At 58.0% G+C, this 20,061-nt stretch carries 20 protein-coding genes and 1 pseudogene; 11 read left to right on the top strand and 10 right to left on the bottom strand.

All coding sequences use genetic code 11. The features are described 5' to 3' along the window. Nucleotides 1-35 precede the first annotated feature (35 nt). The 3 genes from ITX55_RS15055 (at nucleotide 36) to dsdC (ending at nucleotide 3,301) form a co-directional block, all read left to right on the top strand. On the top strand, nucleotides 36-1,532 hold the full coding sequence (locus ITX55_RS15055) for a PAS domain S-box protein (protein WP_223085198.1): 1,497 nt from the start codon (nucleotides 36-38) through the stop codon (nucleotides 1,530-1,532). A gap of 134 nt (nucleotides 1,533-1,666) precedes the next feature. Beyond that, the gene (locus ITX55_RS15050) at nucleotides 1,667-1,918 is read left to right on the top strand and encodes a CsbD family protein (protein WP_033643925.1); all 252 of its coding nucleotides are present in this window, start codon (nucleotides 1,667-1,669) and stop codon (nucleotides 1,916-1,918) included. Nucleotides 1,919-2,371: 453 nt separating this feature from the next. Further along, complete coding sequence (gene dsdC / locus ITX55_RS15045; RefSeq protein ID WP_033643926.1) at nucleotides 2,372-3,301, top strand: DNA-binding transcriptional regulator DsdC; 930 nt, start codon at nucleotides 2,372-2,374, stop codon at nucleotides 3,299-3,301. Nucleotides 3,302-3,312: 11 nt separating this feature from the next. On the opposite strand, the gene ITX55_RS15040 is transcribed toward dsdC, so the two are convergent. From ITX55_RS15040 to ITX55_RS15030, 3 genes are read right to left on the bottom strand one after another with little or no spacing between them, the layout of a single operon-like run. Continuing rightward, the gene (locus tag ITX55_RS15040; RefSeq protein WP_033643927.1) at nucleotides 3,313-3,615 is read right to left on the bottom strand and encodes a hypothetical protein; all 303 of its coding nucleotides are present in this window, start codon (nucleotides 3,613-3,615) and stop codon (nucleotides 3,313-3,315) included. A 3-nt stretch (nucleotides 3,616-3,618) separates the two neighbouring features. Then, entirely contained in the window at nucleotides 3,619-4,542 is a 924-nt protein-coding gene (locus tag ITX55_RS15035) for a DMT family transporter (RefSeq protein WP_033651986.1), read from the bottom strand. Nucleotides 4,543-4,588: 46 nt separating this feature from the next. After that, nucleotides 4,589-4,879, bottom strand: coding sequence for a hypothetical protein (locus ITX55_RS15030; RefSeq protein WP_108681657.1), 291 nt, complete (start codon nucleotides 4,877-4,879; stop codon nucleotides 4,589-4,591). 396 nt (nucleotides 4,880-5,275) lie between these two features. Between ITX55_RS15030 and ITX55_RS15025 the strand changes: the two genes are divergently transcribed. Beyond that, nucleotides 5,276-6,427 (top strand): porin, encoded by a 1,152-nt coding sequence (locus tag ITX55_RS15025; RefSeq protein WP_033632458.1) that lies wholly within the window; start codon nucleotides 5,276-5,278, stop codon nucleotides 6,425-6,427. A 57-nt stretch (nucleotides 6,428-6,484) separates the two neighbouring features. Here ITX55_RS15025 and mltB read toward each other — a convergent pair whose 3' ends face one another. Next, nucleotides 6,485-7,573, bottom strand: a complete 1,089-nt coding sequence (gene mltB / locus ITX55_RS15020; RefSeq protein ID WP_033632457.1) for a lytic murein transglycosylase B — start codon at nucleotides 7,571-7,573, stop codon at nucleotides 6,485-6,487. 279 nt (nucleotides 7,574-7,852) lie between these two features. Between mltB and ITX55_RS15015 the strand changes: the two genes are divergently transcribed. After that, nucleotides 7,853-8,305: a DUF805 domain-containing protein gene (locus ITX55_RS15015; protein ID WP_223085197.1), complete on the top strand. Its 453-nt coding sequence runs from the start codon at nucleotides 7,853-7,855 to the stop codon at nucleotides 8,303-8,305. A gap of 83 nt (nucleotides 8,306-8,388) precedes the next feature. Then, complete coding sequence (locus tag ITX55_RS15010; RefSeq protein ID WP_033651988.1) at nucleotides 8,389-8,826, top strand: antitoxin HicB; 438 nt, start codon at nucleotides 8,389-8,391, stop codon at nucleotides 8,824-8,826. Nucleotides 8,827-9,410: 584 nt separating this feature from the next. Here the strand turns inward: ITX55_RS15010 and ITX55_RS15005 are convergent. Further along, entirely contained in the window at nucleotides 9,411-9,938 is a 528-nt protein-coding gene (locus ITX55_RS15005; protein ID WP_089192088.1) for a DUF2778 domain-containing protein, read from the bottom strand. Nucleotides 9,939-10,337: 399 nt separating this feature from the next. Here ITX55_RS15005 and ypdK point away from each other — a divergent pair, with 399 nt between their 5' ends. After that, nucleotides 10,338-10,412: a membrane protein YpdK gene (gene ypdK / locus ITX55_RS15000; protein WP_099782600.1), complete on the top strand. Its 75-nt coding sequence runs from the start codon at nucleotides 10,338-10,340 to the stop codon at nucleotides 10,410-10,412. A gap of 58 nt (nucleotides 10,413-10,470) precedes the next feature. Here the strand turns inward: ypdK and ITX55_RS14995 are convergent, their stop codons facing one another. From ITX55_RS14995 to ITX55_RS14985, 3 genes are all read right to left on the bottom strand, one after another. After that, nucleotides 10,471-10,995: a cytochrome b gene (locus ITX55_RS14995; RefSeq protein ID WP_033643933.1), complete on the bottom strand. Its 525-nt coding sequence runs from the start codon at nucleotides 10,993-10,995 to the stop codon at nucleotides 10,471-10,473. Nucleotides 10,996-11,105: 110 nt separating this feature from the next. Beyond that, nucleotides 11,106-12,335, bottom strand: coding sequence for an alanine transaminase (gene alaC / locus ITX55_RS14990; protein WP_042785136.1), 1,230 nt, complete (start codon nucleotides 12,333-12,335; stop codon nucleotides 11,106-11,108). Nucleotides 12,336-12,454: 119 nt separating this feature from the next. Then, nucleotides 12,455-12,994, bottom strand: coding sequence for a GNAT family N-acetyltransferase (locus tag ITX55_RS14985; RefSeq protein ID WP_108681659.1), 540 nt, complete (start codon nucleotides 12,992-12,994; stop codon nucleotides 12,455-12,457). A gap of 168 nt (nucleotides 12,995-13,162) precedes the next feature. Between ITX55_RS14985 and ITX55_RS14980 the strand changes: the two genes are divergently transcribed. From ITX55_RS14980 to ITX55_RS14970, 3 genes and pseudogenes are all read left to right on the top strand, one after another. Continuing rightward, nucleotides 13,163-14,407 carry a DUF1479 domain-containing protein gene (locus ITX55_RS14980; protein WP_033651992.1) on the top strand — a complete coding sequence of 415 codons (1,245 nt, stop codon included), beginning with the start codon at nucleotides 13,163-13,165 and terminating at the stop codon, nucleotides 14,405-14,407. Between the two features lie 91 nt (nucleotides 14,408-14,498). Further along, nucleotides 14,499-16,190, top strand: a complete 1,692-nt coding sequence (locus ITX55_RS14975) for a sensor histidine kinase (protein WP_108681661.1) — start codon at nucleotides 14,499-14,501, stop codon at nucleotides 16,188-16,190. Next, nucleotides 16,187-16,920 (top strand): annotated as a pseudogene (locus tag ITX55_RS14970) (LytR/AlgR family response regulator transcription factor). The gene ITX55_RS14975 and the pseudogene ITX55_RS14970 overlap by 4 nt, the downstream one beginning before the upstream one ends. Nucleotides 16,921-16,924: 4 nt before the next feature. On the opposite strand, the gene ITX55_RS14965 reads toward ITX55_RS14970, so the two are convergent. Beyond that, nucleotides 16,925-17,257 (bottom strand): DUF2502 domain-containing protein, encoded by a 333-nt coding sequence (locus ITX55_RS14965; RefSeq protein ID WP_033643938.1) that lies wholly within the window; start codon nucleotides 17,255-17,257, stop codon nucleotides 16,925-16,927. Between the two features lie 396 nt (nucleotides 17,258-17,653). Between ITX55_RS14965 and ITX55_RS14960 the strand changes: the two genes are divergently transcribed. Then, complete coding sequence (locus ITX55_RS14960; RefSeq protein WP_033643939.1) at nucleotides 17,654-18,883, top strand: OFA family MFS transporter; 1,230 nt, start codon at nucleotides 17,654-17,656, stop codon at nucleotides 18,881-18,883. A 71-nt stretch (nucleotides 18,884-18,954) separates the two neighbouring features. Here the strand turns inward: ITX55_RS14960 and glk are convergent, their stop codons facing one another. Beyond that, on the bottom strand, nucleotides 18,955-19,917 hold the full coding sequence (glk, locus tag ITX55_RS14955) for a glucokinase (protein WP_025303754.1): 963 nt from the start codon (nucleotides 19,915-19,917) through the stop codon (nucleotides 18,955-18,957). Nucleotides 19,918-20,061 lie beyond the last annotated feature (144 nt).

The following is a 20,061-nucleotide window of genomic DNA, read 5'->3' as shown; positions in this document are numbered from 1 at the left end:
AAGCGGCCGCTCCCCTTCTGTCTAGCGGAGAACACATGAGCCAATCCGTCTTGGCCAGCGAAACCAACCGCGGCCACCTGCAGCAAATCATCTCCGGCTTGTCCGACGGCGTGATCCTGACGGATACCGATCAAACCCTGCTATGGGCCAACGAGGCCGCGTTAGCCATGCATGGCGTGAGCCACCAGCAAGCCCTGGGGGCCAATGCCGGCGAGTACGCGACGCGTTTTGCCCTGCGCTATCGCAACAACCATCCGCTGGCTTTGGAGCAGTACCCTTTGAACCGGGTTGCCGATGGCGAGACCTTCACCGATGTGGTGGTGGAAGTTCGCCAGGTCGACGATCCGGACAATTTTTGGGTGCACCGCCTGCGGAGCCTGATCGTCACCGATCCGCAGGGGCAGCCGGAGCTGCTGGCGCTGATCATGAGCGACGCGACGGAGTGGGCCAGCGCCGAACAGCGCTTTGAAAAAACCTTTAACGCCAATCCGGCGCCGGCGGTCATCTGTCGGCTCAGCGATCTGCGCTACGTCAAGGTCAATCAAGGGTTCCTTGATATGACCGGTTACCAACGTGAACAGGTCTTGGGGCGTTCGGTTTATGAACTGGACGTCCTGCAACAGGCCGAGCATAAAGAGCTGGCCGTGCAGCGCCTGGGGGAAGGCGCCACCATTCCGCAGATGGAGGCCGAGCTGAAACTGCCCGACGGAGGCAGCAAGCTGGTGGTGGTTGCCGGTCAGCTGTTGGACATCAATGAAGACGACTGCATGCTGTTCACATTTACCGATCTCGAACCCCGGCGCCAGGCTGAATCGGCGCTGCGAGAAAGTGAAGAGCGGTTCGCCAAATCTTTCCGCCTGAGCCCGGTGCCAACGCTGGTGTGCACCGCAGACGGGCGGCGCGTGCTGGATGTTAACGAAGCCTTCACCCGCGCCATCGAATACGACGCCGAAGCCTTAGTCGGCAAATCGGTCGACGAGATCCCGGTTTTTGACGATCCCGAGGCGGGCAGCCGTTTGTTTGCCGCCCTGGAAAAAACCGGCAATGTCGAAGGGATGGACATCCGGGTGCGCAAGAAAGGGAGCGAGTTAATCGACTGCGTGGCCTCAGCGGATGCCGTCAGCATCCATAATGCGCCCTGCTATCTGTTGGTGCTCATGGACATTACCGAACGCAAGCGCTCGGAGCTGGAGCTGGTGAACGCCATCGAGGAAGTGATGCAGGACGCCTCGTGGTTTAGCCAAACCCTGATCGAAAAACTGGCTAATGTGAAAAGCATCAATCGGTCCAACCAGGCCGGGTTTGCCGCCAGCGATCTCACCCCGCGCGAGCGCGATGTGCTGGGTTTGATCTGCGAGGGACTGCCGGACAAGAAAATCGCGGCGCGCCTCAATCTGGCGCTCAACACCATTCGCAATCATGTCGCGACGGTCTATTCCAAACTCGGCGTGCACAGCCGCAGCGAAGCCATCGTATGGGCCAGAGAACGCGGGCTGTTTACCGGCGGACCGGCCTCGATGAATGGCAAGTAGCCTGCAAATGCACTAGCCATACCGATGCAAACGCCCCTTATGAGCACCGAGTGAAGTGCATAACATGGCGGTGCAAATGCAGGCTTTCGCCCTGTGCGAACGCCAAACGGATCGAACCTAAGGAGCGCATCATAATGAACAGCGAAAAAGCCAATGGCATGATGGAAAAAGTGGCGGGCAAAGCGCAGGAAATCGCGGGCGACGTCAGCGGCAACGAACGTTGGCAGGCCGAAGGCGTCACGCGCCAGGCAGTGGGCGCGCTGCAAGAAAAATACGGCGACGCCCTGAGCTGCGCCGGCAGCATGATGAAGAAAAATCCCCTCGCCGCGTTGGCACTCGTTGCCGGCGCAGGTCTGTTGGCCGGCCTGCTGCTGCGTCGCCGTTGATGGGCGCCGACGAGCAAACCGCTTTTCCCTGAATGCCGTGTCCGGTGGGCAGCCACCGGGCACGGTTCTCTGGCCAGGCGGGGGATTGCTGCCTCCCTCTCGTTGGCATCCGGGCTTAACGCGTGCTCTGCGTCGCCATGCGGCGGATTATTATGGCGAAACCGTTATATCCCGCATGGAACATGAGCCTTTATCGTTCAGGCTGTCGCACGCCGCCTTCACTCGCGGCTTAACGGCACCTCTTTTATTATATTCGTCCTATTGCTGATTATCATCGCTCTCTCAATCAACGTCCCCAGCGCCTGTTATTTCCGCTTGTTATGCCAGTCAGTTAATTTTCCCTCAAGATAACGAAATTCCTCGGCATAAAAACCGAATATATCAATCAGGCTGGGGTTATCCTCCGCGCCATTAAATGTTAATATTACCGGATTATGCGCACGGAGAAATAGCATGTTCCCCAGTAAAAAACATTCGCAGCGGGCGACCCCGCTGACCAGCTATCAATTTTCCAGGCTGCATACTTTCGAATGCGTCGCCCGTCATTTATCTTTTGCGCTGGCGGCACAAGAATTGTCGATCACCCCCAGCGCCGTGAGCCACCGCATTAATTTGCTCGAAAAGGAATTGGGGTTTCTGCTATTCCAACGCTTTCATCGCAGAATTACGCTGACGCCGGAGGGCGAACGCATGCAATGGGCGCTGGACAGCTCCTTCAACACCTTGAATCAGGAAATCCTGGACATCAAAAATCGCGAGTTGACGGGGACCTTGACCCTCTACTCGCACCCGTCCCTGGTGCAATGTCTGCTGCTGCCGCGCATCGGCGACTTTATCGCCCAGCACCCCACCATTCACCTCAACATTCTGACCGGGCAGGAAATCATCAACCTGGCCAACCGCGGCGTGGATCTGGCGATGTACTTCGGCAAACTGCGCTCGGGGCGGCATCTGGAAGAAGCCTTTATGCAGGAATCGATGGTGCCGATCTGCACGCCGCAGTACGCCGCCGCACACAATCTGTATGATGCGCCGGAAAACCTGGCTCGCTGTACGCTGCTGCACGATCGCTACAACTCCGGCGAAGATGAGTGGCAAACCTGGTCACAACACTTTGCGCTGGGGCTGGATACCGACAGTAAAAGTATGGAGTTCGACCGTTCCGATCTCGCGGTGCTGGCCGCTACGCGGCACCTTGGCGTCGCCATGGGGCGGCTTAATCTGGTGCAGGACTGGATCAAAAGCGGCGAGCTGATCATTCCGTTCGCCGATATGACCGTGCCCTGCGAACACTGCTATTTTACCTCGACCATCTCCGAGCGGCAGTGGCCGAAGATCCTCGCGTTTAAGCAGTGGATAATGAAAATATCCCCTCTGGTCTGATGGCCAGAGGGTTATCGCCATACTTTGGGAGAATAAGAAAAATGCAACGCGCAGGCATAGAGCCGGCCGGCCTTTGAATAAGAGATATATTTGCGATTTTTATCCCAGGTCAGCAGGGAATTATTGGCAAAGTAATAAACCTCCAGCGGCATCCCGTTAGCCAATTTCGACCAACCTCGGCTTCTTATCACGGTAAAGTCACCGTTATCGCTGAGCGTAATCAACGGCACGCCCCAGGCATAGCGGGATATTTGCATCTGAATAATGAATTGGCTTGCGCAGCTTATTTGGTAATTCTGTACATCAACATCCATAATTTATATTTTTGGTGCCACCCTACGGTCAAAATAAATAAGATATGAACAACTCACCACGATTAACCCCAGCACGATCAGCACGGCACCCAATACAAACTCAATTTGCAGCGGCTCGCCGAGCATGACGACGCCGGCCAGGATGCCGAATACCGGCGTCATAAAGGTGAGAATGCCCAGCGAGGACGCCTGATAACGGCGCAACAGTGAAAACCAGATCAGGTAGCTGAAAAACGACACGATCACCGTTTGGAACAGCAGGCTGCTCCAGGCCACCCGGCTCAGAGCGACGTGCAAATTGCCCGACGCTATCGCCAGCAACGACAGCAGCACGCAGGCGCCCGTCAACTGGAACAGCAGCGTCTGTTTAGCCGGGCACTCCGCCAGACGCGTGGTACGGATCACCAGCGTAGAACCGCCCCAGGCGATCCCCGCCAGCAGGCCGTAGAGATCGCCCTTTAACCGAGCTGCGTCGCCGCTGCCCTCAGCCATGCCCGATATGGCCAACACCACGCCGCCAAAGGCGATGAGCATGCCAAGCCACTGCACCGGCGACAGGCGTTCCTGGCGAATCAGAAAATGCAGGCCGAGAGCGGAAAACAGCGGCGCGGTGTACAAAAACACCGCCATATGCGAAGCGCTGGTATAGCGCAGCCCTTCGGAGACAAAAAAGAACTCCAGCGCGAACAATGCCCCTACGCTCAAACCGGCGCTCAGCGTGGCGCGATCCCAGGTGAAGCACTCGCCGCGGCAGCGCGCCAGCAGGTAAACCCCCAGCGCGGCGAGACCGGAGCGAATGGCAATTTGCAGCACCGCCGACACATCCGGCTCGGCGGCCTTGATCGCCACCTGCTGCATTCCCCAAATGGCGCATAGCATCACCATGGCGGCAGCAGCCCTGCCGTCGATACCGATTCTTGCATTCATAATAGGGTTCCCGCCGCCGTTGAAATAATCACAGGCTGCCGCCGCGTTATTCTTTATACACCACGATTTCCTGATAAAGCTTAATAACTTCGCCATCGCTGTCGACGGAGTCGGTATATTCAGTTTGCTGCGCCAGGTGAATCACCTTCCAGCCTTTTCGCGCCAATTCCGGGATCGTCAGGCGCCCCACGCCGCGGCAGAAAAACAGAGTGTCGTCAGACAACCTTAGCTTACTAACCTCTGCATAATCATAAGCTTGAGAATGGCAGACGTGCGACTCCGCCGCCATCGCCGATAATGAAAACAGCCCCACCAACAACATTAACAGGTTTCTCATGGCGACCTCCCAATCGCTTATTCCTGCCAACCGATTACGCAAAAATGCCTCACGTTAATACGGCGGTGACAGGCTGGAATTAATTATCTCTTGCATGGCTGAAATTACAGGCTGGGGTTGGTGACTGACAAATGAAAAATATAAACCTTGGCGTTAAATGAATTCATCCGAGTGGAGAGAGAGGCAGAGCGGCCACTTTCACCGCACGAAATGGTCAAAAACCGGCCAATAATTAGCAAGAAAAGTAATTATTTATTTCACCGTTTATGCTACAAATGCCGCCCGCCGCTAAAACACCAAAAAAACCGTCAAAATGCGCAAAAACGCAGCTTTCTGCGCAAAACATCGGCATGGCGGCGCTGATGAGGGCGGTCATACCTAAAACAGGGATAACACATGGCAATGAAATTGCGCGTAATGACTCAAGCGGTGGCGCTGGGTCTGGCGATCGGCAGCGCGTCGTTCGCCGCTCAGGCGGAAATCACCCTGCTGAAGCAAGATCCACAGGCCGGCGATCCGCTCAGCCGCCTGAACTTCACCGTTGGCGGCAGTATTCGTCCGCAGTTCAACAACATGACGGGCGACGGTGACAAGGGCTCGTACAAGCGTAACGGCTTCGACGGCGGCACCCGCTTCCGTTTCGCGGCGGACTACTATCTGTTCGACGATATCAGCTGGATCAGCTACTACGAGCTGGGCGTGAACATTCCGGCGCTGTTTGACTGGGATCATCACTATGCCGACGGCGCGAGAAACACCAGCCGCCGCATGCTGTACACCGGCCTGAAAAGCAACACCTGGGGCCAGATGACCTTCGGTCAGCAGAACAGCGTTTATTATGACGTGGTGGGCGCCAAGACCGATATCTGGGACTACGACATGCTGGCCCAGGCGCCGGGCAACGGCATTAACGGCGACTACGACGGCTCTTACCGTTCACGCAAAATGCTGAAGTACAAGAACCGCTTCGGCGATGCGGACGTTTACGCCTCGTACCTGTTCAGCGACAGCGACTATCTGCCGGGCAACGGCCTGCGCTACAAGCGCAAAGGCGGCGGCTCTCTGGGTGTGGATTACCACATTACGCCGGATCTGACCTGGGGCACCGCCTGGAACTACACCCGCGCCGAAATGCGCAACCCGTCCACCAGCGGCAGCAAAAGCTACGATCAGAACATTTTCGGCACCGCCATCAGCTGGAAACCGGACAACTGGACCCTGACCTTCGGCGGCGGTTACTACAACGACTTCCTGACCACCAAGAAAGCCGACGTCAATAATTACTTCGCCGGCGATGCGTGGGGTATCGAATACCTGGCCGGTTATACCGTGCCGGTAGGTCAGTACGCGGTGAAATCGGTGATGCCGTACTTCATGGGCGACCGCCTGGAATACATCACCGGCCGCAACTATCAGCGTATCGATAACGGCCTCGGGGTGACCGTACAGTTTGACTACGGTTTCCGCGTTGACGTAGAGCACGTGCTGACATCGAGCACCGACAACCTCGGCGATATGACCGTGGTGCGTCTGCGCTACGATTTCTGATTGCTCAGAATGCAAAAAAGGCCGCGCAAGCGGCCTTTTTCGTTTATTGACGCAGCGTCAGAAGCCGCCGCGCGCCGAGCGCCCGACCGCTTCGCCCAGTTGCCATACCGCCATGGCGTAATGGGTGCTGTGGTTATAGCGCGTGATGACGTAGAAGTTCGGCAGACCGTACCAATACTGGTAGCCGGTGCCGACATCCAGCCGCAGCAGGCTGGCCTCTTGGTTATCACCAAGCGAACCCTGCGGGCTCAGGCCGGCTTCGGCCAGCGCGGCGACCGAGTAGCGCGTCTTGAAGCCGTTTTCCAACCCCGGCGCCTGGCCGTTGGCCTGAATGGCGACCGGCTCGCCTTTGGACCAGCCGTGCGCTTTGAAGTAATTGGCCACGCTGCCGATGGCATCGACCGGATCCCACAGGTTGATATGCCCATCGCCGTTGAAATCGACCGCATAGCTTTTGAAGGAAGAAGGCATGAACTGCCCATAGCCCATCGCACCGGCGAAGGAACCGCGCAACTCGAGCGGATCGTCGCCTTCGGTGCGCGACATCAGCAAGAAGGTTTCCAGCTCACCGGCGAAGTAATCGGCGCGGCGCGGGTAGTCGAAGGCCAGCGTCGCCAGCGCATCGATAATGCGGGTTTTACCCATTACGCGGCCCCAACGGGTTTCCACGCCGATAATCCCCACGATAATCTCCGGCGGCACGCCGTACACCTGCCAGGCGCGCTGCAGCGCATCCTGATATTGATTCCAGAACACTACGCCGTTTTGCACGTTATCCGGGGTGATGAACTTGTTGCGGTAGCGCAACCAGGAGCCATTCGGCCCGGTTGGCCCCTGGGTAGACGGCGTCGGCGCCTGCCTGTCCATCAGCCGCAGCACCGAATCCAATCGCCGAGCCTGCGCCAGCACGTCGTGCAGCTGCTGCCGGTCAAAACCGTGTTCCTGCACCATCTTCTCGATAAAGCGCGCGGTATTCGGGTTATTGGCGAAATCCCCACCCAGCGGCGCGCCGCTGTGCGCCGGGCTCAGCAAAAAGCCGCCCTTTACAGGGGCGCTCTGCGGCGTAGCGGTGGTACTGGGTTTCGGCGTGCTGCTACAGGCAGCAAGCAAGGTAATCAGCGGTAAAAGCGCAACCAGGTGACGCATCGGATATCCATATAGCCATGCAAGAGATAAGTGGGAGTTATGTTAATGCATTGTTCAACGCGAACAAACAGGATTATGCCGCCAATGACCGCGTCAGGTAGCCAAACGTGCCAAATTGTGACGTTTTGCACGGGCAAAGAACGCCCGGTGCGGCCGCGCTGAATCTCAACCGCAACTAAATGAGAAAAGTTATCACCTTGACGCCCACGTTTGCCCCGATAAAATGCCCGACTGCTTGCCACCCGGCTATCGCCGCAATGATCACGACAATGGACTGTGATGGAATCTCTCGGACAACTCGCCAAAGACCTGTACCGTGGGCGCATCTCGCGCAAACCGTTTATTTTCTCGCTGGCGATCTTCGCCATCGGTATCGTGCTGCTGTCGTTTCTGTCGACCTATCTGGATAAAAACCATTTTCGCGTCCACGCGCACGGCGACGGCGCCGAATTCGTCTCGGTGCTGCTGTATCTGCTGTGCATTATGGTGTGGGCGTTGTTCTGTTTCGGCCTGGTCACGTGGTTCATGGCCAAAACCGCGTTCCGACTCAACGATATCGGCCTGCCCGGTTGGGCGTTGGCCGTCGCGTGCTATGTTTGCTCGGTGCTCAACAACTACTCCCCCGGCCCGGTAGCGCGCTGGCTGCCGCTGTTCAGTCTGGCAGTCATGGTCTGCGCCCTGCTGTTGCCGCCCGACGGGCTGCGACGCAAGCCGCGTGAACAGACCGATTGAGCGCCATTCCGCTCAAGGCTATGGCTATCCGCCGTCCGTGCCGTCACAATAGCGCCTCATTCAGGTTTTAATCAGGGATCGCCATGTTCAGCCATTACTTCGCCCATTACGCCTTCGATCGCGACAGCGACGCCTGGCAGATCGGTTTTCGCGACTTCCCCGAGTGGCAAACCGCCTGCTATAAACGCGAAGACATCGAACTGGAGGCACAGGAAAGCCTGTTGGCCGCCATCGCCGCCACGATGGATGAAGGTTTGCCCCTGCCCGCCCCTTCCCCTCTGCAAGCCGATGAGTTGAGGGTACACCTGCCGGCGCTGGTGGCGCTGAAAATCGAACTGCACAACGCCATGCTGCGCAAAAACACCGGTAAAGCGGCGCTGGCGCGCAAGCTGGGTTTCAACGGCGGGCAAATGGAGCGGTTGCTGGATATCGGTTACGCCTCGAAGGTGGAAGCGTTGGAGCAGGCGCTGTATCTGTTGGGCTACGACGTGCGCGTGACGATAAGTGAAGTTTGCCAATAAGTTAGCAACAGGTAAGCAAAATATTATCCGCAGGGGCTAAATTTTCCCCCATTCGCGCCGATGTGATCGTTACCTAATCCTCTGTCGCAACAACGAAGGCTAAAAATGGAGTGGAGTCGCCGTCATATTTGGGCCGTTATTCTGCTGTCTTGTCTCGTTTTTTGGGTCATTCTGGCGACCGGCATCAACGCCGTCGCCTGAGCGCCTGCCGCTGCATTGCAACACATAACGCTTAACATCGCCTATGACTGAAGGATTTCAGCCATTGGCGATTAAACAGAAACTCATGCAGACCCCAAAGACTAAACCGCTGTGTTAAGTGAGGGTAAAATATAAAAATATTTTTATATCAATAAACTAATTACCTCAACCTTCTTTCAATAACACGAATGACTAATGGGCTGACTATAAGCGTAATAACCAAACAGCCAATAAGTAGCGCTATACCTACAAATCCCTCAATATCGCGTTCACCGAACAGGTTTGCTGCTTTTATCCAAAATTCACGCTCTCCCTGCGTCGAAGGGTCTGAAGGCCTCGCAAGCAGAAATGTCAGTATATAAATGCCAGCTCCTATCAGGAGTTTAATTCCCATCGGGACACGTCTGCTTTCCATTAAGAATGACCTCAATCGTTCCATAAGACATCAGGTCGTTAACTAACCTGACTGGCCGGGTGGAGAGTAATGCCTGACGAATAGCTAAAAAGTCAGTCCGATGCTGCAATGTAATACAGCCCAAAGAGATACCTAAAGGGCCTGATGGATGCAAACGGAAATTTCCCCGTTTTACCCCATTAATCCATGTATAGTCGTCAATTTTCCCATCTTCACGATAAAGGGCAAACCACTCATATTTGATAACCGGCGTCGATGTCGGCCACGAATAGAAATCATGAAGATCGGTTCTCAGCATTCCTTTCCAGCCACCCGTTATCCTGTTGACGATGTGATAGCGGCCTTGAGGGATTGGGCCACTGTCTGGAACAGCCACGCAACCGGCTTGATTACGATATATTCCATTGCCCGAGTAAGCCAGAAAAGTGCCAACACCGTATATGAGCAAAGGGGAAAACTGTGCATCATTAACGATAAACTCTCCATGTAGCGGCATAGGTAAAACTCCTTTTTACCGTTCGTTAGTATAAAATTAACACTAACACAAAAATCATTTATCGAAAAAGAGTACCTGCGGCTATCGTGGGTCAGAGAGTTGGTCTATCCCGACTTAAAAAGCGTTATAAAACAGCGCGCACTGTTCAAAAAACAGCCGAAAATTGTGATCAAAAACACAGTATTGAAATCAGACCAGTATTGAGAGTACATTAGCGCCGATCCTGTCGCGGTTCGGATTTTACCTCACGGAGCATGAGGCGCGACAACCGGACAACCCGCGCGCGAGGACGTTGTTCTTTCGTTTGGAAGAACCCGCCCGACAAACAGGTTGCCCATAAAACACTCAGCACAACAATCGGGATCATTGCTGGCGAGGACTCCAGACAGGAGTTGTTCAGTGAAATATTTTTTGATGGGCGTGTCATTCATGCTGGTTGCCTGGGTTGGCACCTTCATGTTGATGGTTGCCTGACCGGGAACACAGCCAAAGGGACGCGCGAGCGTCCCTTTGTCGTTTCCGTCGTTCGCCGTTATTTGCCCGGCATCATGCGGCGCAGGGTGTCGTCCTTGCGCAGGTAGTGGTGATACAGCGCCGCCAGCGCATGCGCGCCAATAATAAAGTAGCCGATATTCGCCAGCGTCTCATGAACCGTTTTAACCAGCTTGCGCATCACCGGATCCGGCGTCACCCATTGCGGTACCGGCCACCCCAGTAAAGTCCACGATTTCCCGCCGTAGGCCAGGGTTAACACGCCCAGCAGCGGCAACATCAGGAATACCACGTACAGCAGCCAATGGAAGATCTTGGCGCCCACTTCCTGCCATTCCTCCAGCGGCGGCGTGGTCGGCGGCGTCGCGTGGAGGGTGCGCACCGCCAGCCGAATCAGCATCAGGGCAAAAACCGAAGCCCCAAAATTAAAGTGCAGATTTTTGACCAGCGGCGCCCACGCCTCCGGCACCGAATCCTTCAGCAACATCGCCGCGTAGGTGAGGATCACCATCAGCAGCGTCAACCAATGTAAAACGATTTGCGATCGCGCGTAGCGGTTGCTCATACACTCTATCCAAAAAATAAAATTCAGCGTAGTCGAGCATAATGGGGAAATAATGAAGAAAACCTTGGGACGGGAAAAATAAGGCCGGACAAACGTCCGGCCTGACAGGATTATTTGGCGCCGCCGCCTTTGCCCGACATCAGCAACCCGTCCGCGCGGAACATGGCCTTGATGCCGCGCACCGCCTGGCGAATACGGTCCTGATTTTCGATCAGCGCGAAGCGCACATGGGTATCGCCATAGTCGCCGAAGCCGATGCCCGGCGAAACGCAAACCTTGGCTTCCGCCAGCAGGCGTTTGGCGAACTCCAGCGAACCGAGATGGGCATAAGGTTCGGGAATTTTCGCCCAGACGTACATCGACGCCTTCGGGTTTTCCACCATCCAGCCGGCCTCATGCAGCCCTTTCACCAACACGTTGCGGCGCTGCCGATACTGCTCGGCGATATCGCGCACGCACTGCTGATCGCCTTCCAGCGCGGCGATGGCCGCCACCTGCAGCGGCGTAAAGGTCCCGTAGTCGTGGTAGCTCTTGATGCGCGCCAACGCGCTGACCAGTTCGGGATTGCCGACCATGAAACCGATGCGCCAGCCGGCCATGTTGTAGCTTTTCGACAGGGTGAAGAACTCCACCGCAATGTCTTTCGCCCCCGGCACCTGCATGATCGACGGCGCTTTCCAGCCGTCATAGACGATATCGGCATAGGCCAGATCGTGGATCACCAGCACGTTGTACTGCTTAGCCAGCGCCACCACCCGCTCGAAGAAATCCAGCTCCACGCACTGCGCGGTCGGGTTGGACGGGAAGCCGAGGATCATCATTTTCGGGCGCGGAATGGTTTCCCGAATGGCGCGCTCCAGCTCGCCGAAGAAATCCACGCCGTCCACCAGCGGCACCGAGCGCACCTGAGCGCCGGCGATCACCGCGCCGTAAATGTGGATCGGGTAACTGGGGTTCGGCACCAGCACGGTATCGCCGTGATCGAGGGTCGCCAGCATCAGGTGCGCCAGCCCCTCTTTCGAACCGATAGTGACGATGGCTTCGCTTTCCGGATCGATATCCACCTGATAACGATCGGCATACCAGCGCGAAATGGCGCGGCGCAGGCGCGGAATGCCGCGCGAGGTGGAATAACCGTGGGTGTCGTCGCGCTGGGCGACGGCGCACAGTTTTTCCACGATGTGCGGCGGCGTCGGGCCGTCGGGGTTACCCATGCTGAAGTCGATAATATCCTCGCCGCGACGGCGTGCGGCCATCTTCAGTTCGGCGGTGATGTTGAATACGTAAGGGGGAAGGCGTTCAATGCGCGTGAAACGGCGCTGTGGACTGTTATCAGCCATAGGGGATTCCTCGATAGACGTTAGCGCCCGGACCGTCCGAGCGACGCTGGCCAGCGAACTGACCGAATATCGAACATAGCGCAGCGCCGACGAGCTTGTCGATACCCTGCGCGATATTTTTATTTAGCGCCCTGAAACTCTGCCGCCAGCAGCCCGAACAGCCAGTCGTCGCACCACTGATCCGCCAGACGGTAGTTGTCGCGCAGCGTGCCCTCCAGCTGGAAACCGCACGACTCCAGCAGGCCGCGCGAGGCGAGGTTGCCGGCGGTCACGGTGGCGGTCAGCTTGTGAAAACCGCAGGCGTTCACCGCAAAATCCAGCACCGCCCGCAGCGACTCCTTGCCATAGCCCTTGCCCTGCCCGGAAGGCAAACTCCCGTATCCCACTTCCGCCTGCCGATACGGCACCCAGTGCGGGCGAAAGCCGGTAATGCCCACCGCCTCTCCACTGTGCTTCTCACGCATCACCAGGCACAGCCACTGGTCGCCGTGTTTGTCCCAGACCGGCAGGCGCTCCTCGAATCGTGCGCGGATCTCCGCTTCGCTGCGCGGATCGGAGATGTAACGGATCACCTCGGGATCTTGGTACAGGCGCAGAAACAGCGGCCAATCCTCGGCGGTTATCGACTGTAATTGCAGACGTTCAGTGACCAGCTTCATAAAATCTCCGAAAAACGAAAAAGAGGAACTTACGAATGAAAGATATCTCTTTATTTTCCCCGATTGGTTGCCGATAATCATTTACGTTAAAACCACAAAACCATAACGTCTTGCCCGATTCCCTACAACTGCCCGCCGCCGTTACCCACGCGGCATCAGGAGAACACCATGGCCTCTTTAGTCATCGACGATATTCCGCAGGCGATCGTTAACGTCAAGCGTCAACTGCGTCAGGCATTGCCCAACTATCGCGACGTATTCCAGGCGCTGGAAGAGAACATCCGCGGCCAGGTCGAACAGATTCGCCGCGAACTGGCCGCCGGCCACAACCCGGTGCCGCAAATTGACGCGGAAGATATCCTGCAGCAGCGCGTCACTGAACAACAAAAAGCGCTGATCAAACAGCGCGGCGCCTGCGCTATTCGCGGGGTATTTCCGCGCGCCAAAGCCGAGGGCTGGAACCGCGAAATCGGCGATTACCTCGATCGCAACAACTTCGTCGAGCGATTGAAAAACGCCGCCGAAGACAACTATTTCGGCAAGCTGGCCGCCAGCAAGCCGCAGATCTACGGCATCTATTGGTCAAAACCGCAGGTTGAAGCGCGGCAGGACGCGCGCATGCATGCGGTGCAGGTGTTCCTCAACAGCCTGTGGGCCACCGAAAGCAACGGCAAGCAGCATTTCGATCCGACTCGCGTCGCCACCTACGCCGATCGCACCCGCCGCCGCCCGCCGAACTCCTCGTCGCTGGGCCTGTCGCCGCACGTCGACAGCGGCACCATCGAGCGCTGGCTGGACGAGAACTTCCGCTATGTGTATCGCCACGTCTTCTCCGGCGACTGGCAGCAGTACGATCCCTTCGCCGCCGACGGCCGCACCGAAGTGCGCGAGATAGCCTCTCCGGCGGTCTGCTCGATGTTCCGCACCTTCCAGGGCTGGACGGCGCTGACGCCGCAGCGCACCAACGCCGGCACGCTGAACCTGGTGCCGATCGCCAACGCCATGGCCTATGTGCTGCTGCGCGCGCTGCAGGACGACGTCGCCGATGACGATCTGTGCGATGCGGCGCCGGGCCGCGCGCTGTCGATCTCAGAAAAATGGCATCCCCTTTTATTAAGCGGGATTTCCCCTATTCCCGATCTGGAGCCGGGCGACACGGTCTTTTGGCACTGCGACGTGATCCACGCGGTGGAGAACGAACATAACGGCGAGTTCGACAGCAACGTGATGTACATCGCCGCCGCGCCGGGCTGCGAGAAAAACGACGCCTATCTGCAGCGCCAGCTGCCGAGCTTTATCGACGGCAGAACGCCGCCGGACTTCGCCCCCGACGACTTCGAGGTGGATTTCGACGGCCGCGCCACCGTCGAGCTGCTGACGCCGCTGGGCAAAGCGCAGCTCGGCATGCGCTGACCGCCTCCCCAGCCACGGGCCTCTCTCGCTGTGATATACTGCCGTCATCCGTAGGCCGCAGCGAGAACCCGTCGTGCACCCTTTTTTTGAAATGCTGTTGGCGGTGTTTGATCGCGCCGCGCTGATGTTGATCTGTCTGTTTTTCCTGACCCGCACCCGGCTGTTCCGCCAACTGCTGCAAAAAGAAGACCATACGCCGCTTGAGCTCGGCATCGTCACGGCAATCTTCTCGCTGTTCGCGCTGTTCAGCACCTACTCCGGCATCAACGTTGAGGGCTCGCTGGTCAACGTGCGCGTCATCGCCATCATGGCCGGCGGCATCCTGTTCGGCCCCTGGGTGGGGATCGTCACCGGCATCATCGCCGGGGTGCACCGTTATCTGATCGACATCGGCGGCATCACCTCGGTGCCCTGCCTTATCACCAGCATCATCGCCGGCATCAGCGCCGGTTACATCAACCTCAAGGTCAAAAAAGAGCAGCGCTGGCGCGCCGGCATCGTCGGCGGCATGCTGTGCGAATCCCTCACCATGCTGCTGATCGTGCTGTGGGCCAAGCCGACCGAGCTTGGGCTGGACATCGTGTCGCAGATCGCCCTGCCGATGATCCTCGGCACGGTGTGCATCGGCCTGATCGTGCTGCTGGTGCAGAGCGTCGAGGATGAGAAAGAAGTGATCGCCGCACGCCAGGCCAAGCTGGCGCTGGATATCGCCCACAAGACTCTGCCCTATTTCCGCAACATCAACAGCGAATCGCTGGCCACCATCTGCGATATCATCCGCCAGGATATCCGCGCCGACGCGGTGGCGATCACCGATACCCATCAGGTGCTGGCTTACGTCGGCGTAGGGCGCGAAGCCTACCCGATCGGCCGCGAAGGGCTGAGCCGCGTCACTCGCGAAAGCATTCGCCACGGCAAAATCATCATCAAAAACAACCTGGAAAACCCGGCCGCGCCGCAGATCCATTCGCAGTTGGTGGTGCCGCTGTGGGAAAAAGGCGAAGTGACCGGCGCGCTGAAAATTTACTACTGCCACGCTCACCAGATCACCAACACGCTGAAGGTGATGGCGGTCGGGCTGTCGCAGATCATCTCCACCCAGATGGAGGTTTCGCGCATCGAGCACCTGCGTCAGATGGCGGATAAAGCCGAAATGCGCGCGCTGCAGAGCAAGATTAACCCGCACTTCCTGTTCAACGCGCTGAACGCCATCTCTTCCTCCATCCGCCTGAATCCGGACACCGCGCGCCAGCTGATCATCAACCTGTCGCGCTACCTGCGCTACAACCTGGAGCTGAACGACGAACTGATCGATATCCGCAAGGAACTGCATCAGATCCAGGATTACATCGCCATCGAACAGGCGCGTTTCGGCGCCAAGCTGACGGTGATTTACGACATCGACGACGACGTCTCGGTGCGCATTCCGAGTCTGCTGATCCAGCCGCTGGTGGAGAACGCCATCGTGCACGGCATCCAGCCCTGCAAGGGCAAAGGGGTAGTGGTGATCGCAGTGAAAGATCAGGGCGACCGGGTGAAAATATCGGTGAAGGATACCGGCCACGGCATCAATCAGGAAACCATCGATCGGGTGGCGCGCAACGAGATGCCGGGCCACAATATCGGCCTGCTCAACGTACACCACCGCGTGTCGCTGCTGTACGGTGAAGGGCTGCATATCCGCCGCCTGGAGCCGGGCACCGAAATCGCGTTCTACATCAGCAAAAACGGCGGCAAGCTGCATCAGGAGCCGAGCGCGCCGTCGGTCGGGGAGGCCTCATGAAAGCCATTATCGTGGAAGACGAATTCCTCGCGCAGGAAGAACTCAGCTACCTGATCAAGAAACACAGCAATATCGATATCGTCGCCACCTTCGAAGATGGCCTCGACGTCCTCAAATACCTGCAGACCCACCAGGTCGACGCCATTTTCCTCGACATCAACATCCCGTCGCTGGACGGCGTGTTGCTGGCGCAAAACATCAGCAAATTCGCGCATCGCCCGTCTATCGTGTTCATCACCGCCTATAAAGAGCACGCGGTGGAAGCGTTCGAGATCGAAGCGTTCGACTATATCCTCAAGCCCTATCACGAGGCGCGCATCGTCACCATGCTGCAAAAGCTGGAGGCGCTGCATCATGTCCCGCCGGCGCGACGGAGCCGGCCAGCGCGCCGAGCCGCGGCAGCCACAGCATCAACCTGATCAAAGACGAGCGGATCATCGTTACCGACATCAACGACATCTATTACGCCGCCGCCGATGAAAAGGTGACGCGGGTCTATACCCGCCGGGAAGAGTTCGTGATGCCGATGAACATCACCGAGTTTTACGGCCGGCTGCCGGAAGAGCATTTCTTCCGCTGCCACCGCTCTTACTGCGTTAACCTGGCGAAGATCCGCGAGATCGTGCCCTGGTTCAACAATACCTACATTCTGCGGCTGAGCGATCTCGAGTTTGAAGTGCCGGTCAGCCGCAGCAAGGTGAAAGAGTTCCGCAAGCTGATGCGCCTGTAAGCGCTTACCAGCGCGGGCCCGGACGGTAGTAATACCCCGGCGGCGGCGGTGGCGGCATGCGGTAATGCGGCCGGTCGCGCCAGTCGCGCCGCGGCGGCCCGTAGTAAATCACCCGGGGCGGCGGGCCGTAATAGTACCCGCGCGGGCGTTCATACCGGCGGTGATCGGCCCACCAGCGCGGATCGCGCCAGCGATAGCCGTCCCAGTAATGGCCGCGATTGTCGCGATCGCCGATATGCAACGACAGGCCAGGCACGTTCACGCCGATGGAGACGTCGGCCTGGCTCGCCAGCGGCAGCGCCAGCAGCGCAGCCAGTAACAACAGCGTTTTTTTCATTTCATGGCTCCTGCAGAGCGGACCTTGTCCGATCGCAGATAACATAGCCCCGCGCTCACCGCCGCTCTATAGGCGCAATGCCGATTTACGCCTTTCAGACGCATCCTTCACAATTCCACCACAATCGTTCACCGGCGATTAACAATAAATCGTTGATATCTTTGATGTAGATCACGTGTCACCCCCGGCATTTCACGGGCTTTCAGGCGCAAAAACGGCAACTCACGCCGCATAAAATGCATTTCATTCCTTCCGTCGTGCAACTCATTCCCGATCCGCCGCCCGCCGCAGGGGCCGGCCATATAATAAGCCCATACCGCGGGAACGCTGATTCACCCCGCAAATTTCAGCCAACGGCTCACGCCCGGCAACGCACACACAGGAAGGAGACCGGCCATGAACACCAAACCGGCAAATCGCAGCTTAATCGTTCTCGGCACCATCATCTGTCAGATGGGTCTGGGCACCATCTACACCTGGAGCCTGTTCAACCAGCCGCTGGTCGACAAGTTCCACTGGGGGCTGGCGGACGTCGCCACCACCTTCTCCATCACCAGCTTCTTCCTGGCCTTCGCCACGCTGTTCGCCGGTAAGCTGCAAGAACGCTTCGGCATCCGCAACCTGACGCTGTGCTCCGGCATCCTGGTCGGCCTGGGCCTTATCGCCAGCGCCCACGTCAGCTCGCTCGACATGATCTACCTGCTGGCCGGCGTGGTGGTGGGCTTTGCGGTCGGTATCGCCTACATCTCCACCCTGTCCAACCTGATCAAATGGTTCCCGGCCAACAAAGGCCTGATTTCCGGCATCTCCGTCGGCGCCTTCGGCAGCGGCAGCCTGCTGTTCAAATACGTCAACGCCGCCCTGATCGCCGACGTCGGCGTTTCCGGTGCCTTCTTCTACTGGGGTGCCATCGTGATGGGCCTGATCGTCGTCGGCTCCCTGCTGCTGAAAGAGCCGGTGCTGGCGACCAACGCCGCACAGCCAGGCGCCAACGGTCTGGGCAACGACTTCAGCGTGCGCCAGATGCTGGCCACCAAAGAAGCCTACCTGCTGTTCACCATCTTCTTTGCCGCCTGCATGAGCGGTCTGTATCTGATTGGCATCGTGAAAGACATGGGCGTTCAACTGGCCGGGATGGACTTGGCCACCGCCGCCAACACCGTGTCCGCCGTCGCCATCTTCAACACCGCCGGCCGCATCATCCTGGGGACACTGTCCGATAAAGTGGGCCGTATGCGCGTCATCAGCTTCACCATGCTGGTTACCGTACTGGCGATTGTCGCCCTGAGCTTCATGACCCTGAACCACACGCTGTTCTTCATCTGCGTCGGCGCAGTGGCCTTCTGCTTCGGCGGCAACATCACCGTGTTCCCGGCGATTGTCGGCGACTTCTTCGGTCTGAAAAACCACAGCAAGAACTACGGCATCATCTACCAGGGCTTCGGCCTGGGCGCGCTGGCCGGTTCGTTCGTCGCCAAATACTTCGGCGGCTTCCACGCCACCTTCATGGTGATTGGCGTCCTGTCCGCCGCCTCCTTGCTGATTACGCTGTTCATCAAAGCGCCGAAAGCCGTGGAAGTGGAAAGCGAAGAAACAGCACAGGCGGCAGAGCTGGCCAAAGCCTGATACCCCGCGAAAACGACAAGGGGCGCAACCTGCGGGTTGCGCCCCTTTTTTTTATCGTGCCGCCGCGTTGCTTACAGCTGCATGCCCAGCGTCTGGCGCAGATGCGCGCCGGCTCCCAGCAGGCCCGGTTGGCCATGGGTTATCATGAACACCGGAATGTCTCGCACATAGTCACGGAAACGCCCTTTATCTTCGAAGGCGGCGCGGAAGCCCGAGGCCTTGAAGAATTCCATAAAGCGCGGCACGATGCCGCCGGCGATGTACACGCCGCCAAAGGTGCCCAGATTCAGCGCCAGGTTGCCGCCGAAGCGCCCCATGATCACGCAAAACAGCGACAGCGCACGGCGGCAGTCGATGCAGCTGTCGGCCAGCGCCCGCTCGGTAATGTCCTTCGGCTCCAGTTTCTCCGGCAGGCGGTTGTCCGCCTTGACGATGGCGCGATACAGGTTGACCAGGCCCGGCCCGGACAGCACGCGCTCGGCGGAAACGTGCCCCACTTCACCGCGCAGCACCTCCAGAATAATGTCTTCTTCTTCGCTGTTCGGTGCGAAATCGACATGGCCGCCCTCGCCCGGCAGGCTGACCCAGCGGCGATCGACCTGCACCAGGTGGGCAACACCCAGCCCGGTGCCGGCGCCGTACACCGCGATCGGTTTGCCCGGCTGCGCATCGCCGCCGCCAAACTGCAGCACGTCGTCCGGCGAGAGCATCGGGATCGCCATCGAGACGGCGGTGAAATCGTTGATCACTTCCAGATGACTCAACCCCAGGTTGGCCTTCATTTCTTTGATAGAGAACGCCCAGCTGTGGTTGGTCATCGCGACCCAGTCTTCCGTCACCGGGCAGGCGATCGCGATACAGGCGTCCTGCACCTCGATATCGCACGCTTTCAGATAGTGGCGGATCACCGCCTCCAGGCTGTCGAACTCCAGGCCGGAATAGGTTTTCGCCTGGGTAATCTCACCCGTCGCAACAGTGCACAACGCCAGGCGGGCATTGGTGCCGCCAACATCACCTACGAGGGCATAGGTCATTGATTTCGTCTCCGCAAAATGAAAAATAAAAAGCTGCCCACACTGTAAAATCCTGCTGCGAAAACAACAATCACCCGACTCGGATCTGCGCCCCAATAGCGATCCGGATCACAAAAAACGTTTCAGCTGGCCCGCCAAGCCGCG

The organism is Serratia sp. EWG9 (assembly GCF_019913725.1).
GTDB classification, from domain to species: Bacteria; Pseudomonadota; Gammaproteobacteria; order Enterobacterales; family Enterobacteriaceae; genus Serratia; species Serratia ureilytica.
Note: the sequence above shows the minus strand (reverse complement) of the source record. Positions and strands in the feature narration are given on the sequence as shown.

Excerpts from the sequence above, each read along its gene's own strand:
- ITX55_RS15025 (WP_033632458.1), top strand. The coding sequence starts at position 5,276 with ATGGCAATGAAATTGCGCGTAATGACTCAAGCGGTGGCGCTGGGTCTG.
- ITX55_RS15005 (WP_089192088.1), bottom strand. The coding sequence starts at position 9,938 with ATGCCGCTACATGGAGAGTTTATCGTTAATGATGCACAGTTTTCCCCT.
- ITX55_RS14965 (WP_033643938.1), bottom strand. The coding sequence starts at position 17,257 with ATGAAAAAAACGCTGTTGTTACTGGCTGCGCTGCTGGCGCTGCCGCTG.
- ITX55_RS14980 (WP_033651992.1), top strand. The coding sequence starts at position 13,163 with ATGGCCTCTTTAGTCATCGACGATATTCCGCAGGCGATCGTTAACGTC.
- ITX55_RS15055 (WP_223085198.1), top strand. The coding sequence starts at position 36 with ATGAGCCAATCCGTCTTGGCCAGCGAAACCAACCGCGGCCACCTGCAG.
- alaC (WP_042785136.1), bottom strand. The coding sequence starts at position 12,335 with ATGGCTGATAACAGTCCACAGCGCCGTTTCACGCGCATTGAACGCCTT.
- glk (WP_025303754.1), bottom strand. The coding sequence starts at position 19,917 with ATGACCTATGCCCTCGTAGGTGATGTTGGCGGCACCAATGCCCGCCTG.
- ITX55_RS14985 (WP_108681659.1), bottom strand. The coding sequence starts at position 12,994 with ATGAAGCTGGTCACTGAACGTCTGCAATTACAGTCGATAACCGCCGAG.
- ITX55_RS15040 (WP_033643927.1), bottom strand. The coding sequence starts at position 3,615 with ATGGATGTTGATGTACAGAATTACCAAATAAGCTGCGCAAGCCAATTC.
- ITX55_RS15010 (WP_033651988.1), top strand. The coding sequence starts at position 8,389 with ATGTTCAGCCATTACTTCGCCCATTACGCCTTCGATCGCGACAGCGAC.
- ITX55_RS15030 (WP_108681657.1), bottom strand. The coding sequence starts at position 4,879 with ATGAGAAACCTGTTAATGTTGTTGGTGGGGCTGTTTTCATTATCGGCG.
- ITX55_RS15015 (WP_223085197.1), top strand. The coding sequence starts at position 7,853 with ATGGAATCTCTCGGACAACTCGCCAAAGACCTGTACCGTGGGCGCATC.
- ITX55_RS14975 (WP_108681661.1), top strand. The coding sequence starts at position 14,499 with ATGCTGTTGGCGGTGTTTGATCGCGCCGCGCTGATGTTGATCTGTCTG.
- ITX55_RS15035 (WP_033651986.1), bottom strand. The coding sequence starts at position 4,542 with ATGAATGCAAGAATCGGTATCGACGGCAGGGCTGCTGCCGCCATGGTG.
- ITX55_RS14995 (WP_033643933.1), bottom strand. The coding sequence starts at position 10,995 with ATGAGCAACCGCTACGCGCGATCGCAAATCGTTTTACATTGGTTGACG.
- mltB (WP_033632457.1), bottom strand. The coding sequence starts at position 7,573 with ATGCGTCACCTGGTTGCGCTTTTACCGCTGATTACCTTGCTTGCTGCC.
- dsdC (WP_033643926.1), top strand. The coding sequence starts at position 2,372 with ATGTTCCCCAGTAAAAAACATTCGCAGCGGGCGACCCCGCTGACCAGC.
- ITX55_RS15050 (WP_033643925.1), top strand. The coding sequence starts at position 1,667 with ATGAACAGCGAAAAAGCCAATGGCATGATGGAAAAAGTGGCGGGCAAA.
- ITX55_RS14960 (WP_033643939.1), top strand. The coding sequence starts at position 17,654 with ATGAACACCAAACCGGCAAATCGCAGCTTAATCGTTCTCGGCACCATC.